We start from the raw sequence: 14,524 nt of genomic DNA, 5'->3' as shown, positions 1-14,524 counted from the left end.
GGATACCGACATGATGGTGCAAAAACGCTATGCGGGCTTCGGCCTGCGCCGGGGTGCCTGCGTCCTGGCATTGGGTTTGATGGCGTGTGTGTTCAGCGCCCAGGCGAATACGTTTGCAGTACTGCAGCAGCCGGCACTGCCGACCGCCAAGGCCCAGCGCGCGGCATTGCTCGGGCTGACCCGGGCCGGCGAGCGACTGGTGGCGGTCGGCGAGCGCGGGATCGTGCTGCTCTCGGATGACGCTGGAGTCAATTGGCGCCAGGCCAGTGTGCCGGTCAGCGTCAGCCTGACGGCGGTGCAGTTCGTCGATACCGAGCAGGGTTGGGCAGTCGGTCATCTGGGCGTGGTGTTGCACACCGAGGACGGCGGTGAAACCTGGCACAAGCAACTCGACGGTGAACGCGCCGCCGCGCTGGCGGTGCAGGCCGCTGAGCGCGATGCCGATCAGCCGGGCGGTGCCGGCAACCTGGCGCAGGCCCGGCAGATGCTCGACGACGGACCGGACAAACCGTTTCTCGACCTGTACTTCAGTGACCACCTGCACGGCTACGTCGTTGGCGCCTACAACCAGATCTACCGTACCGACGACGGCGGGCGAAGCTGGCAGCCGTGGATGCAGCATGTGGACAATCCGCAGGGCCTGAACCTGTATGGCATTCGCGTCTCGGGCAACGATTTGCTGCTGGTGGGGGAGCGCGGTTTGCTGTTGCGTTCGACCGATGCCGGGCATTCATTCCAGGCCTTGAAGTCACCTTATGAAGGCAGCTTTTTCGGCTTGCTCGGCACTCACGGCGGCGCCTTGATTGCCTATGGTTTGCGCGGTAACGCCTGGTGGTCCGACGACCGTGGCGGCAGTTGGCGACGCCTCGACACCGGCATCGAATCAACACTGTCGAGCGCCATCGAACTGCGCGATGGCAGCCTGCTGTTGGCCAGCCAGGGCGGCGAGCTTTTATTCAGCCATGACCAGGGTCGTAGCTTCGACAAACGCCAGAGCCGCAGCGGCGGGACTGTCGCTGCCGTGCAACAGGCGGCCGATGGCAGCCTGGCCAGCGTTGGTTTGAGCGGTGTGGCCGCTGACCAGGATCCACGAGCCTCTGGCAAACCTTGAATCTTCACGGTGCAGCGCTATCGGGCCACGGCTCGTGCAACAGGAGTCAGACTTGAAAGACGACAAAACCCAAACCGTGATTGGCCGCCTGGCAGACTTCGACCAGGCGTCGGGCAACTTCGCCGAGCGGGCGATCTTCAACCATCGACCGCTGGTGATCCTGCTGTGTCTGCTGGTGACGCTGGTGCTCGGCTGGCAAGCCACGCGCATCGGCATCAATGCCAGTTATGAGAAAACCATTCCCACGGGGCATCCCTATGTCGCCAACTTCCTGGAGAATCGCAGTGAGTTGAGCGGCCTGGGCAACTCGCTGCGGATCGCCGTGGAGGTCAAACAAGGCAGCATTTTCACCAAGGACTATCTCGACACCTTGGCCAGGCTCAACGACGAGCTCTATCTGCTGCCGGGTGTCGACCGGCCCTACATGAAATCGTTATGGACCCCGACCACGCGCTGGACCGCCGTGACCGAGGAGGGGCTTGATGGCGGCACCGTGATCCCCGACGACTACGATGGCTCGGCGGCCAGTATCGAACAGGTGCGGACCAACGTCGCGCGTTCCGGTGAGGTCGGTCAATTGGTGGCCGGCAACTTCAAGTCCAGCGTGATCTTCGTGCCGTTGCTGGACATCAGTCCGCAGACCGGCAAGGCCCTGGACTACGGCGAGTTTTCCCGGCAACTGGAAGCCCTGCGGGACAAGTACCAGAGCGATGACCTGCGGATTCACATCACCGGTTTCACCAAAATCGTCGGCGACCTGATCGAGGGGCTGACCCAGGTTTTGCTGTTCTTCGTGGTGGCGGTACTGGTGACGGTGTTGGTGCTGTCTGGCTATACCCGCTGCGCGCGCAGCACGCTGGTGGTGGTGACGTGTTCGCTGGTGGCGGTGCTCTGGCAGCTGGGTCTGCTCGCCATCCTCGGTTATGAATTGGACCCGTACTCGGCGCTGGTGCCGTTTCTGGTGTTCGCCATTGGCATGAGCCACGGCGCGCAGAAGATGAACGGCATCATGCAGGACGTCGGTCGCGGCACCCACCGGGTGGTGGCCGCGCGTTATACCTTCCGCCGACTGTTCGCGGCCGGCATGACCGCGTTGCTCTGTGATGCGGTGGGCTTCGCGGTGTTGCTGCTGATCAATATCCGGGTGATTCAGGATCTGGCGATCACCGCCAGTCTCGGTGTGGCGGTGCTGATCTTCACCAACCTGATTCTGTTGCCGATCCTGCTCAGCTATATCGGTGTCAGCCCGGCAGCGGCGCAACGCAGCCTGAGTTCGGAAAACGCCGAACTGCAGGCGCAGATCAAGCATCCGTTGTGGCGCGTACTCGATTTGTTCACCCAACGGCGCTGGGCCATGGGCGCCATGCTGGGCGGTCTGCTGCTGGCAGCGTTCGGTTTTGCCGTGAGCCTGCACCTGAAGATCGGCGATCTCGACCCCGGCGCTCCGGAGTTGCGGGCTGACTCGCGCTACAACCGCGACGCGCTGTTCATGACCCAGAACTATGCGGCCAGCTCGGATATTTTCGTGGTCATGATCAAGACTCCGGAAGATCAGTGCACCCGCTACGCGAGCCTGTCGGCAGTGGATGCGTTGGCCTGGCAGCTGGAGCAATTGCCCGGCGTGGAGTCGACCAGCTCGATGGCGGCGCTGAGCAAAATCGCCACTGCCGGTTACAACGAAGGCAACTTCAAATGGTATGAGCTGATCCCCAATGATGGTGCGCTGGGCGCCGTGCAAACCCGTGCACCGAGGGAGCTGTTCAATCAGGGCTGCTCGATGTTGTCGCTGTACGTTTACCTGGCCGATCACAAGGCCGATACCCTGAATCGGGTGGTGCAGGCCAGCGAGAAATTCATCAGCAAGCATCAGATGCCAGAGGTCAAATTCATGCTCGCCGCCGGCAGCGCCGGGATCGAAGCCGCGACCAATATCGTGGTGAAAAAATCCATGCGCGAGATGCTGTTCTGGGTCTACGGCGCGGTCAGCCTGTTGTGCCTGCTGACCTTCCGCAGCTGGCGCGCAACCCTTTGCGCGATGCTGCCGCTGATGCTCACCTCGATTCTTTGCGAGGCGCTGATGGTGGGGCTGGGCATGGGGGTCAAAGTCGCGACACTGCCGGTAATCGCATTGGGCGTGGGCATTGGCATCGACTACGCGCTGTATGTCTTGAGTGTGATCCTGGCTCGAATGCGTGCCGGCGACACCCTGGCACAGGCGTATTACCAGGCGCTGCTGTTCACCGGCAAAGTGGTGTTGCTGACCGGCATGACCCTGGCGGTCGCGGTGTCGACCTGGGCGTTCTCACCGATCAAGTTCCAGGCCGACATGGGGATTCTGCTGGCGTTCATGTTCCTGGTGAACATGCTCGGCGCCCTGATCCTGCTGCCGGCCCTGGCCTGGCTGCTGCTGCCGCAGAAGGTCTTCGCAAAAAAGCCTGAAGCGAGTCGGCATGGGCTGTTGGTCAAGGAGGGCTGAGGACTCGGCAAGCGCTACACGAGGACGGGGACAGTGAGGACCGACTAGCCGTTTTCGGCACAATTGCGCCAATGCCTGTTACGGCGGAATGGAACTTGCCTCCCCAACAGTCTGCAAGCCTTGTGTGCCCAACAGGAAAGGTCCATGAATAACAATAACCCTAGCGTGGAAGGCGCCACCGGTACGCCGGACATGACTGCGGCGATTCATCGTTATCGCACCAACGACATCGATCAGCACGCACAGAACATGGACGGCTGGCAGGTACGCTATGACCAGCTGACGCCCGGGCGCTTTGAAGGCGAGTTGATCGAGTTTCGCGCCGGATGGATGCAACTGGCGCGCGACCGCTCTAATCAGGCGATGCTCAAGAGTGGCAGCGCCTGGAAGGGAGCCATCACCTTCAGCGTGCCGCTGAGCGCTCAGGGGACGGTGTTTTGTGCGGGGCATCCGATTCATGAGGCGAGCCTGTTGGTGGCCCATGGTGATCACTTGCCCGATCTGCGCACGCCCGAACATCTGGATCTGTTGGGGGTGGCGGTTGATGTCCAGGCCCTTGAACATGTGCTGGAGCGCCAGGGCGCCCGGTTTCAAATTACCGATCTTCCCAAGTGTTACCGTCTGGGGGCTTCCTCGGTGCAGGCTGAGTTGGCGGCGCTGTTCGACGAGCTGGCCGCTGCCGATCAAGGCCACGACAGCTTGCTGGGCTATGAGGCGATCCGTCATGGCATTCGCGATGCCGTGATGGTGCAACTGCTGGAGCTGGTCGCGCCGGATCAGGCCGCGCCCCTTAACCCGACGGCGCGCAAACGCATGGTCGATCGTGCCAGGGAATACGCGTTGGGGCATCTGGACGAACCATTGTCGATCCTCGATCTGTGCAATCACATCGGCGCCAGCCGACGCAAACTCCAGTACTGTTTCCAGGAAACCCTGGGTATCAATCCGGTGGCGTATTTAAGGGCGTTGCGCCTCAATGCAGTGCGTCGTGAACTGCGTGACAGCCCCCATGAACAGGGGGTGCAAGAGGTGGCGGCGCGTTGGGGCTTCTGGCACCTGAGTCGCTTTGCCAGCGATTACCGCACACTGTTCGGAGAGACGCCCTCACAGACCTTGCGTCGCCATTAACTGTGCTGAAAACGGATAACCCGCCTACCGGAGTCGTTACTAGGATGGCCCACACCATTTGGTTGGGAGGGGCATTCGATGAATCACAAGAACAACAACTCAGGCATCAGCCGCGTCACTGTGTTTACCCTGGGGCTGTTCGGCCTGTGCGCCGGCGCACAGGCCACTGAAAACGGGGCGCCGACCACCGCAGTGGGCGTCTATGACTTCGGCGCCGGGATGATGCCGCCGGCCACGCCATTCGGCACCCTGGGCCTGCGCACGGCCTACTATTCGGCCAACGTGCAGAAGGACCGCCACGGTCGTTCTCTGGACAACAATCTCTCCCTGGACGTGCTGTCCATCGGCCTCGCCTATATGCGCATGACGGACTACAGCGTCCTCGGCGCCCAATACGGTTTCGGCACGGTGGTGCCTTTCTTCAAGATGGATGCTTCCCTGGAGGTGCCGACGCCGGGCGGTCCGTTGAAGCTTGAGGCCGATCCGTTCCGCCTGGCAGACGTGCAGTTTCTGCCGCTGATCCTGCAGTGGAACCTGTCGCCCAACCTGTTCGTCAACACCCAGTTTCAGATCCAGACCCCCACCGGCGACTACGACAAGAACCGGCTGATTTCCCCCGGGCTCAATCACTGGACTTTTTCCCCCATCGTCAATGCCACTTACATCAGTGACACCGGCTTCGAGGTGTCATCGAGCTTTGAGGTGGACATCAACACGCGCAACCCTGCCACTGACTACAAGAACGGCGTGGAGTACCGGCATGAGTTCGCCGTGGGCCAGCACTTCGGCCCCTGGACCGCCGGTATCGGCGGGTACTACTACCGTCAGTTCACCGATGACGACGCCCCGGGCCTGACGAGTGGCAATCGCGCCAGGGTGCTGGCTGTGGGACCAGCGGTGAGCTACGTCAAACCGGGCCTGCCGCCGGTCTGGCTGCACCTCTACAAAGAGCAGGGCGCGAGCAACCGCGCCGAAGGCTACACCGTCGCCTTGCGCGTTTCCCAAAGTTTCTGAGGACCGGACCATGACTTCTGTGCATTGCGCTTCAACCCTGGCGACGCCTGTCGTGCGTCAGGCCACGGGACGCCGCGAAGGGCTGGTGCTGGTGCTGGGCAGCAGCTTGACCATCATGGGCTCGGTGATGATCGCGCCGATCCTGCCCAAACTCGGTGCCGAGTTCGGGCCGCTCACTTCCCGGGCCGACCTGCTGGTGCCACTGGCGGTCACCGGACCGGCGCTGGCGATTGCGGTGTGCGCGCCTCTGGCCGGTTGGCTCGCCGATCGAGTCGGGCGCAAGGTGTTGCTGGTGATCGCCACCTTGCTCTATGCCTTGCTCGGCGCGTTGCCGGCGGTGCTGGGAGATCTGCAGTCCATCGTCGCCGTGCGCCTGCTGTTCGGGGTGGCCGAGGCGGCGGTGATGACCTGTTGCGCGACCCTGATCGGCGACTATTGGCAGGGCGAGGAACGCTTGCGCTACATCAATCGTCAGGTGGTCACCATCGGTTTGGTCGGTGCGTTGTTCTTCGTCGTTGGTGGCGCTTTGGGCGAGCACTCCTGGCGCTTGCCGTTCCTCCTCTATTTGCTGCCGCTGCTGCTGGTGCCGGCCATGGTGAAGGTGCTCTGGGAGCCGGTTCGTACGCAGCCGTCCGTTGAGGTTCAGGGACCGGAGCGGGTGGCGATTCTGCCGCTGGTTTTGGGTTATCTGCTGATCCTCGCGGGCATGGTGCTGAGCTTTGTGGTGCCGGTACAGACGCCCATTTTGCTGGTGGGTCTCGGGGTCACATCCAGCACCCTGATTGGCCTGTCCGCCGGCTTGAGCCTGCTGGCCACCCTGGGCGGTTCCCTGGCCTGGCCGCTGCTGCGTCGACGCTTGGGGATCGCCGGCACCAATGCGGTGTTGCTGCTGTTGTTGGCGCTCGGGTTGTGGTTGCTGATGCGCGGGCAAAGCTACAACCAAGTGGTGTTGGCGGTGGTGATCCATGGCCTGGGCGCGGGATTGCTGGTGCCCAATGTCATGGCGCCGATGATGGAGGCCTTGAGTGCTCGAACCCGTGGTCGGGGATTGGGAGGCTTCACCGCGTGCCTGTATTTCGGTCAGTTCGTCAGCCCCTTGGTGGTGGCGATGCTCGGCGCATTTGCTGGCGACCTGCGTCACGCCATCGAATGGCTGGCCTTTGCCAGTCTTGCTGCCGCGTTGCTTTGGGCGATCGCCGGGTTATCGCGCCGCCGCTCGAACTCTTCCGTGCCATCCACCCATTCGTCATTGAAATAGATCCGGAGTATCAAACATGCAAGACATCCATCAGTTGTTGGACAAGGAAGACGCCACCGGCCTGGCCGCTTGGGTCAGGCGTGGTGAAGTGCAGCCCGTGGAGCTGGTCGACGCAGTGATCGAGCGACTGGAGCGGGTTGAACCGCAACTCAACGCAGTGGCCGAGCGGCTTTACGACAAGGCCCGCGAGGCAGCGCTCGAACCTCAGGTTCGGGACGGACTGTTTGCCGGTGTGCCGACCTTGATCAAGGACCTGTTCGCGCCGGTGCAGGGTGCCGCAATGACCAATGGTTCGCTGGCGCTGGGCGGGGCCCGCGCCGATTTCGAATCCGAGGTGGTGATCCGCCTGCGCCGCGCCGGTTGCCTGATCGTCGGCACCAGCACGGCACCGGAGTTCGGCACATCCTATTCCACCGAGTCGACACGTTTCGGCGCCACCCGCAATCCGTGGAACACCGAGCACAGCGCCGGCGGCTCCAGCGGCGGGGCGGCGGCCCTGGTGGCGGCGCGGGTGGTGCCGTTTGCCCATGGCAATGATGGCGGCGGTTCGTTGCGGGTGCCGGCGTCCTGCTGCGGAGTCTTTGGCCTCAAACCAAGCCGTGGCTTGCTGCCCTCCGGGCCAATGATAGGCGAGGGTTGGGCGGGCATGGGCACCAACCACTGCATCACCTTATCGGTACGTGACAGCGCGGCTTTGCTCGACGCCACGGCGGGAATCGATTTGGGTGCGCCCTATGCTGCGCCGCTGTCGGCGCAACTGTATGTGACTGCTGTACATCAGACTCCGCGGCCAATGCGTATCGCCCTGGTGGAGCAGATCGGGTCTTGGCCGACTTCCACACAAAGCCTGGAGGCGGTGCGTCAGGCTGCGAGCCTGTGTGAGTCGCTGGGGCATCGGGTAGAACCCGCCCGGTTACCGGTGGTGCTGCCTGAGTTTCTTGACCAGGTGTTCACTATCATCGGTGCCAGCACGCGAAACTACGTCGACCTGTTGGGCCAATTGCGTGGCGCGCCTGTACAGCCCGAGGAGCTGGAAGCCCGCACGCGGATCATTCTGCGCGACAAGGGCGGGGTCAGTGGCGCGCAATACGCGGCAGCGGTGGAGTGGATTCATGCCCTGGGCCGGCAACTGGCGCTGTTCATGCAGGATTACGACCTGATCCTCAGCCCGACCCTGACCCGTGAACCGGTACCAATCGGCGAGCTGGACCTGCGGGACGACCGCTTGAGTCTCGATGAATTGATCGAGCGCTTCCACAGTTACTCGCCGTTTACCGCGTTGTTCAATGCCAGTGGGCAACCGGCAATGTCGGTACCGCTTCACTGGAGCCCGCAAGGCTTGCCCATGGGCGCGCACTTCGCAGGCCGCTTCGGCGAAGAGGCGACCTTGCTGAGCCTGGCCGCACAACTGGAGCAGGCTCAGCCCTGGCGGCAGCGCGTACCGCCGGTGAATGCGTGCCTGCGCACCACGCCGTAACACGATCTGTAGCAGCAGCCACGCAGGCTCGGCAGCTGCTACAAGGAGGGCGCCCCGGTCAGGTTTTATCCGCAATCGGGTTCGCCGTACGCAACGGCGGCTCGGCCGAGCGGGCAATCACGCTGATGATTGCCAGTGCTGCAATCAGCAGCCCAGGCGAGGTCGCCAGCAAAACTCCGGTGGTGCCGGCCCCAGCCGCCAGAATCTGCCCGGCGGCCAACGGCCCGGCTACTGATCCGAGGCGACCGATCGCCACCGCAGCGCCGACGCCGGTGGCGCGCACCGAGGTCGGGTACGACGGCGGTGCCAGGGCGTAAAGCACCAGCTGCGCGGCCATCACAAACAACCCGGCGGAAAAACCGGCGATGGCCATGGGGACGATGCCCACCGACAGGCCGACTCCAGCCAGCGCCGCCAGCAACCCGGCGTAGACAAACAGCACCACTTTGATGCCGTTGCAGCGATCCAGCAGCAGTCCGCCGAGCAGGGAACCGAGGGCGCCGCCGATGTTGAACAGCATCTGCACCAGGCCTGCCTGGGGTTTGCTGAAACCCTGTTCCAGCAACAGCGATGGCAGCCAGTTGAGCAGCATGTACATCACGGTCAGGGTGAAGAAGTAACTCAGCCACAACGCCAGGGTGACGCGGGTCCGGTCTTCGCCGAACAGCGCCTGGCCGGTTGACGCGCGCGCCACGTTGACGCTGCCTTGTTGCTGGCGAAAGGCGCTGGACTCAGGCAGCAGCAGGACCATCAACGGCACCACCAGCAAGGGCACGAGACCACCGATGATGAAGGTCATCTGCCAATGCTCGGCAAACAGCATGGCGACCACCGCCGCCAGCGCGCCGCCCAACGGCACGCCGGCATACATGATGCTGATCGCGGTGCCGCGACGTTGCTCACCCACGGCTTCGGCACACAGCGCGATCAGGTTGGGCAGGGCGGCACCCAGGCCCAGGCCCGTCATGAAGCGCGCCAGCAGCAGGCCGGAAAAACTGCTGACATAGGCCGTGTTGAGGGAGAACACGCCGAACAGCAGCACGGCGCCGATGAGGATTTTCTTGCGGCCGATGCGATCGGCGATCCAGCCGCCGAAGAAGGCGCCCGGCAGCAAACCGATGATGCCGGCGCTGAATACCCAACCCATCATTTTAGGGTCCAGGGCAAAGGTCTGGCGCAGGCCTGCGGCGGCAGTGCCAGCGGCTTGCAGGTCGAAGCCTTCGATCAGTGCAACGATAAAACACAGGGCGATGGTCAGCGTCGTGCGACGTGATGGGGTGTCCATGGCGAACCTCATTATTGTTTTTGTTGGGGCTTACGGGGGAACGCGAGCCTGATTGCTGTAGGCGATAGCAGGCTGAAATTAAGATTAACAAAGATAACTAAAAAATGAATGACCAAGGTTTTTTACTGAAAAATGCCATTAATTTCATTTAAATCAATGTGATGACATAAGGTTGAAGATGTATTTAAAAAATAGATAATAATATTAATGTTCGATTATCGGTCATTGTGGATTGACGCCACCCTCAGGCGTTTCCATTCTCTGACCGGAGATCCTTGGGGCAACCCGACGATCCCGTTCTAAAAACAACAACAATAAGTGGACATCGAACATGCCAAATCTCCCTCGGGACGCCCTCGTGGCGATCTCAACCTTACCTGTTCGCGCACGTCATCTGGCCCTGTTGGGTTTGAGTGTGATTGCCACTCCGGCGCTGGCCGAAGGCTTTATCGATGACAGTCACGGCACCTTGACCCTGCGCAATTACTACCTGGATCGGGACTACAAGGACGACGGGGCGAAGACCGCGGCCCGGGAATGGGCCCAGGGTTTCATTATGAATATGGAGTCGGGCTTTACTCCGGGGACTGTTGGTTTTGGCCTGGACGCTCGCGGCCTGATGGGCGTCAAGTTGGACTCGTCGCCGGACCGCAGTGGCACCGAGTTGTTGCCGGTGTCCGCCAGCGACAAGCGTGCGGCGGACGAGTATTCGCGCCTGGCCATGACCGCCAAGATGCGTTTTGCCCAGACCACGGTGAAGACCGGCGATGTGTCGATCTTCCTGCCGTTCGCTTTCGCCAGTCCGTCACGGCTGCTGCCACAGACGTTTCGTGGCACCACCCTCAGTTCAAAGGACATCGACGGGCTGACCTTCAACACTGGCTACATCGATCGCATCAACAAGCGCGATTCCACCAACTACCAGCCGATGAGCATCGCCTCGCCGAACCGGCGTTTCAACGGCGCGGCCACCTCATCGCACATGGCCTATGTCGGTGGCGATTACCAGGTGAACAAGGATCTGAGCCTGCGTGCCTATCACGCCGAAGTGGCGGATCTGTACCAGCAGAACACCCTGGCCTTGCTGCACACGCTGCAGGTGGGCGAGGGCACGTTGACCACTGACTTGCGCAGTTTTTTCAGCGACGAGGACGGCAGCGCCAAGGCCGGCAAGGTGGACAACCGCAACCTCTCGGCGTTGTTCGGTTATCGCTTTGGCGGCCATCGCCTGAGCCTGGGTTATATGCACTCCAGTGGTGACACCGCGACGCCTTACGTGTCGGGCACCGAGTTGATGGGCATGAGTGAGCTGACCATGAGCTCAGACTTTCTCAATGCCAAGGAGCGAACCTGGCAGGCGATCTACGACTATGACTTCGCCGCCGCCGGGGTGCCCGGCCTGAAGAGCCGGCTGCGTTATGTGCGCGGTGACCATATCGAACTGGCGGCGCTGAACGCCGACGACCGCAAGGAGCGGGAGTTCCAGATGGAGCTGGGGTATGTGATCCAGAGTGGCCCGCTGAAGAACGTCGGGCTGATGGCGCGCAAGTCGATCTATCGCAATGACTTCCCCACCGGCGCGGCGTTTCGCGATGAAAACCAGACCCGCTTTCTGGTGCTCTACACCGTGCCGATCTGGTAAGTCGTTTCAGGCCTGATAGACCTTCTTCAGCAGCCTGAGCAGTTCTTCGCGTTCCTGACTGTCGAGGGCGGACGTGGCATCCATGTCGCTCTCGGCAGCGATCAGTTTCAGCTCCTTGAGCAGGGTTTCGCCGGTCTTGCTGAGAAAAATCCCGTAGGAGCGTTTGTCCGGTTTGCAGCGCACTCGCACCGCCAGCGCCCGGCTTTCCAGTTTGTTCAGCAGCGGCACCACTTGCGGTGGTTCGATGGCCAGTGCCTTGGCCAGGTCGGCCTGCATCAGCCCGGGGTTCTGGTCGATGATCGCCAGGGCCGAGAACTGCGCCGGGCGCAAGTCGTGGGCCGAGAGCCGGCCAATCAGGTTCTGGAACAGTTTCAGTTGCGCCCGGCGCATGGCGTAACCGATCAGGTCGTCGAGGGCTGCGTCCAGCGACGCCTGGGTTTCGGGGCTGTCGGCAGGCGCCTCGGGGGCGGCGGCAATCTTGGAAGACTTGGCCATTGCAGGGTGAATCCTCGGGCTGGCGGTTAAGAAGGCTATCTAGTTTGCCGAGATTGGCCGGGGATAGCCACGACCTCTTTCAGATTTCTAGGCGCTGCGCCCGTTTCAGGCACGAAAACAACTCGGTTAATTTTATTAATAGTTAATTGACATAACTATATTTGCGGTTTAGTTTTTACCCATCGTCAAGCCAAGAACAAGAGAGCATCGCCATGAGCAATTACGAAGGTCGCTGGACAACGGTCAAAGTGGAAATCGAGGAAGGCATCGCTTGGGTCATCCTCAACCGTCCGGAAAAACGCAACGCCATGAGCCCGACCCTGAACCGCGAGATGATCGACGTTCTGGAAACCCTGGAGCAGGATCCGGACGCCGGTGTCCTGGTGCTGACGGGGGCGGGCGAAGCCTGGACTGCAGGCATGGACCTCAAGGAATACTTCCGCGAAGTGGACGCCGGCCCGGAAATCCTTCAGGAAAAAATCCGCCGCGAAGCCTCTCAATGGCAATGGAAACTGCTGCGCATGTACGCCAAGCCGACCATCGCCATGGTCAACGGCTGGTGCTTCGGTGGCGGTTTCAGCCCGCTGGTGGCCTGCGATCTGGCGATCTGCGCCGATGAAGCGACTTTCGGCCTGTCGGAAATCAACTGGGGCATTCCGCCGGGCAACCTGGTGAGCAAGGCCATGGCCGACACCGTGGGCCATCGCCAGTCGCTGTACTACATCATGACCGGCAAGACCTTCGGCGGGCAGAAAGCCGCCGAGATGGGCCTGGTCAACGAGAGCGTGCCGCTGGCGCAACTGCGTGAGGTGACGATCGAGCTGGCGCGTAACCTGCTGGAGAAAAACCCGGTGGTGCTGCGCGCAGCCAAGCACGGCTTCAAGCGTTGCCGCGAACTCACCTGGGAGCAGAACGAAGATTACCTGTACGCCAAGCTCGATCAGTCGCGTCTTCTGGACACCGAAGGTGGCCGCGAGCAGGGCATGAAGCAGTTCCTCGACGACAAGAGCATCAAGCCCGGTTTGCAGGCTTACAAACGCTGAGCCCTGACGTTTAGAACAAGGCGAGCTGGCCGGGCGATCGAGCGTCCGCCAGCTGTTCGCCCCGGCGCCTCGGCGCTACTGTGAGCCCCTCGAACGTATTCCCGATAAAGACAATAAAGAGGAATCACCATGCTGGACGTGCCCCTGCTGATCGGCGGCCAGTCGTGCCCCGCCCGAGACGGTCGAACCTTCGAACGGCGTAATCCGGTGACCGGCGAAATCGTGTCGCGGGTTGCCGCCGCCACCCTGGAAGATGCCGACGCCGCCGTGGCTGCGGCCAAAGCGGCATTCCCCACCTGGGCGGCCCTGGCCCCCAATGAACGACGCACCCGGTTGTTGCGCGCCGCCGAGCAGTTGCAGGCCCGCAGCGCGGAATTCATCGCCGCCGCCGGCGAGACCGGCGCCATGGCCAACTGGTACGGCTTCAATGTGCATCTGGCGTCGAACATGCTGCGTGAAGCGGCATCCATGACCACCCAGATCACCGGCGAAGTCATTCCTTCGGATGTGCCCGGCAGCTTCGCCATGGCCCTGCGTCAACCGTGTGGCGTGGTGCTCGGCATCGCGCCGTGGAACGCCCCAGTCATCCTCGCCACCCGCGCCATCGCCATGCCGCTGGCCTGCGGCAACACCGTGGTGCTCAAGGCGTCGGAACTGAGCCCGGCGGTGCACCGGCTGATTGGCCAGGTGTTACAGGACGCCGGCCTCGGTGACGGGGTGGTCAACGTCATCAGCAACGCGCCCCAGGATGCCCCGGCGATTGTCGAACGGTTGATCGCCAACCCGGCGGTGCGTCGGGTCAACTTCACCGGCTCGACCCATGTCGGGCGCATCGTTGGTGAGTTGTCGGCGCGTCATCTCAAGCCGGCGTTGCTGGAACTGGGCGGCAAGGCGCCGTTCCTGGTGCTGGAAGATGCCGACCTGGATGCGGCAGTCGAGGCCGCAGCCTTCGGTGCCTTCTTCAACCAGGGACAGATCTGCATGTCCACCGAGCGCCTGATCGTCGATGCCAAGGTGGCCGATGCCTTTGTCGCCAAACTGGCGGCGAAGATCGCCACCTTACCCGCCGGCAACCCCAATGCGGAAGGTTCGGTGCTGGGTTCCCTGGTGGACAGCAACGCCGGCGAACGGATCAAACTGATGATCGACGATGCTCTCGACAAGGGCGCAACCCTGGTCGCAGGTGGCCGGTTGGAGGGCAGTATTCTGCAGCCGACCTTGCTCGATAGCGTCACCGATGCCATGCGCCTGTACCGTGAAGAATCCTTTGGCCCGGTGGCGGTGGTGCTGCGCGGTGAGGGCGATGAAGAGCTGCTGCGTCTGGCCAATGATTCCGAATTCGGTTTGTCGGCGGCGATCTTCAGTCGAGACACCGGCCGTGCGCTGGCCTTGGCCCAGCGAGTCGAGTCGGGCATCTGCCACATCAACGGCCCGACCGTGCACGACGAGGCGCAGATGCCGTTCGGTGGGGTCAAGTCCAGCGGCTATGGCAGTTTTGGCGGCAAGGCGTCCATCGAGCACTTCACCCAATTGCGCTGGGTGACCTTGCAGAACGGACCGCGGCACTACCCGATCTGAGCAGCTGTCGCAGCGCC

At 62.3% G+C, this 14,524-nt stretch carries 11 protein-coding genes; 9 read left to right on the top strand and 2 right to left on the bottom strand.

Annotated features, from left to right (window positions below):
• Positions 1-10: 10 nt before the first annotated feature.
• The 6 genes from ACEN8R_RS11790 (at position 11) to ACEN8R_RS11765 (ending at position 8,464) form a co-directional block, all read left to right on the top strand.
• The gene (locus ACEN8R_RS11790; RefSeq protein ID WP_495624898.1) at positions 11-1,111 is read left to right on the top strand and encodes a WD40/YVTN/BNR-like repeat-containing protein; all 1,101 of its coding nucleotides are present in this window, start codon (positions 11-13) and stop codon (positions 1,109-1,111) included.
• Between the two features lie 52 nt (positions 1,112-1,163).
• Positions 1,164-3,587, top strand: coding sequence for an efflux RND transporter permease subunit (locus ACEN8R_RS11785; protein WP_018927883.1), 2,424 nt, complete (start codon positions 1,164-1,166; stop codon positions 3,585-3,587).
• A 144-nt stretch (positions 3,588-3,731) separates the two neighbouring features.
• Complete coding sequence (locus ACEN8R_RS11780; RefSeq protein WP_018927884.1) at positions 3,732-4,715, top strand: helix-turn-helix domain-containing protein; 984 nt, start codon at positions 3,732-3,734, stop codon at positions 4,713-4,715.
• Positions 4,716-4,793: 78 nt separating this feature from the next.
• On the top strand, positions 4,794-5,729 hold the full coding sequence (locus tag ACEN8R_RS11775; RefSeq protein ID WP_018927885.1) for a SphA family protein: 936 nt from the start codon (positions 4,794-4,796) through the stop codon (positions 5,727-5,729).
• A gap of 10 nt (positions 5,730-5,739) precedes the next feature.
• Positions 5,740-6,987, top strand: a complete 1,248-nt coding sequence (locus ACEN8R_RS11770) for an MFS transporter (RefSeq protein WP_018927886.1) — start codon at positions 5,740-5,742, stop codon at positions 6,985-6,987.
• A 16-nt stretch (positions 6,988-7,003) separates the two neighbouring features.
• On the top strand, positions 7,004-8,464 hold the full coding sequence (locus ACEN8R_RS11765; protein WP_018927887.1) for an amidase: 1,461 nt from the start codon (positions 7,004-7,006) through the stop codon (positions 8,462-8,464).
• Between the two features lie 58 nt (positions 8,465-8,522).
• On the opposite strand, the gene mhpT is transcribed toward ACEN8R_RS11765, so the two are convergent.
• Positions 8,523-9,749, bottom strand: coding sequence for a 3-(3-hydroxy-phenyl)propionate transporter MhpT (gene mhpT / locus ACEN8R_RS11760; protein WP_018927888.1), 1,227 nt, complete (start codon positions 9,747-9,749; stop codon positions 8,523-8,525).
• A gap of 331 nt (positions 9,750-10,080) precedes the next feature.
• On the opposite strand from mhpT, the gene ACEN8R_RS11755 reads away from it, so the two are divergent.
• Entirely contained in the window at positions 10,081-11,391 is a 1,311-nt protein-coding gene (locus ACEN8R_RS11755) for an OprD family porin (RefSeq protein ID WP_019649001.1), read from the top strand.
• Between the two features lie 6 nt (positions 11,392-11,397).
• Here ACEN8R_RS11755 and ACEN8R_RS11750 read toward each other — a convergent pair whose 3' ends face one another.
• On the bottom strand, positions 11,398-11,886 hold the full coding sequence (locus tag ACEN8R_RS11750) for a MarR family winged helix-turn-helix transcriptional regulator (protein WP_018927890.1): 489 nt from the start codon (positions 11,884-11,886) through the stop codon (positions 11,398-11,400).
• Between the two features lie 212 nt (positions 11,887-12,098).
• Here ACEN8R_RS11750 and ACEN8R_RS11745 point away from each other — a divergent pair, with 212 nt between their 5' ends.
• The gene (locus ACEN8R_RS11745) at positions 12,099-12,929 is read left to right on the top strand and encodes a p-hydroxycinnamoyl CoA hydratase/lyase (protein ID WP_007895816.1); all 831 of its coding nucleotides are present in this window, start codon (positions 12,099-12,101) and stop codon (positions 12,927-12,929) included.
• 129 nt (positions 12,930-13,058) lie between these two features.
• Positions 13,059-14,507: an aldehyde dehydrogenase gene (locus ACEN8R_RS11740; protein ID WP_018927891.1), complete on the top strand. Its 1,449-nt coding sequence runs from the start codon at positions 13,059-13,061 to the stop codon at positions 14,505-14,507.
• Positions 14,508-14,524 lie beyond the last annotated feature (17 nt).

It is taken from the genome of Pseudomonas sp. Pseusp15, assembly GCF_059492165.1.
This window is presented reverse-complemented; position numbering and strand designations above follow the sequence as displayed.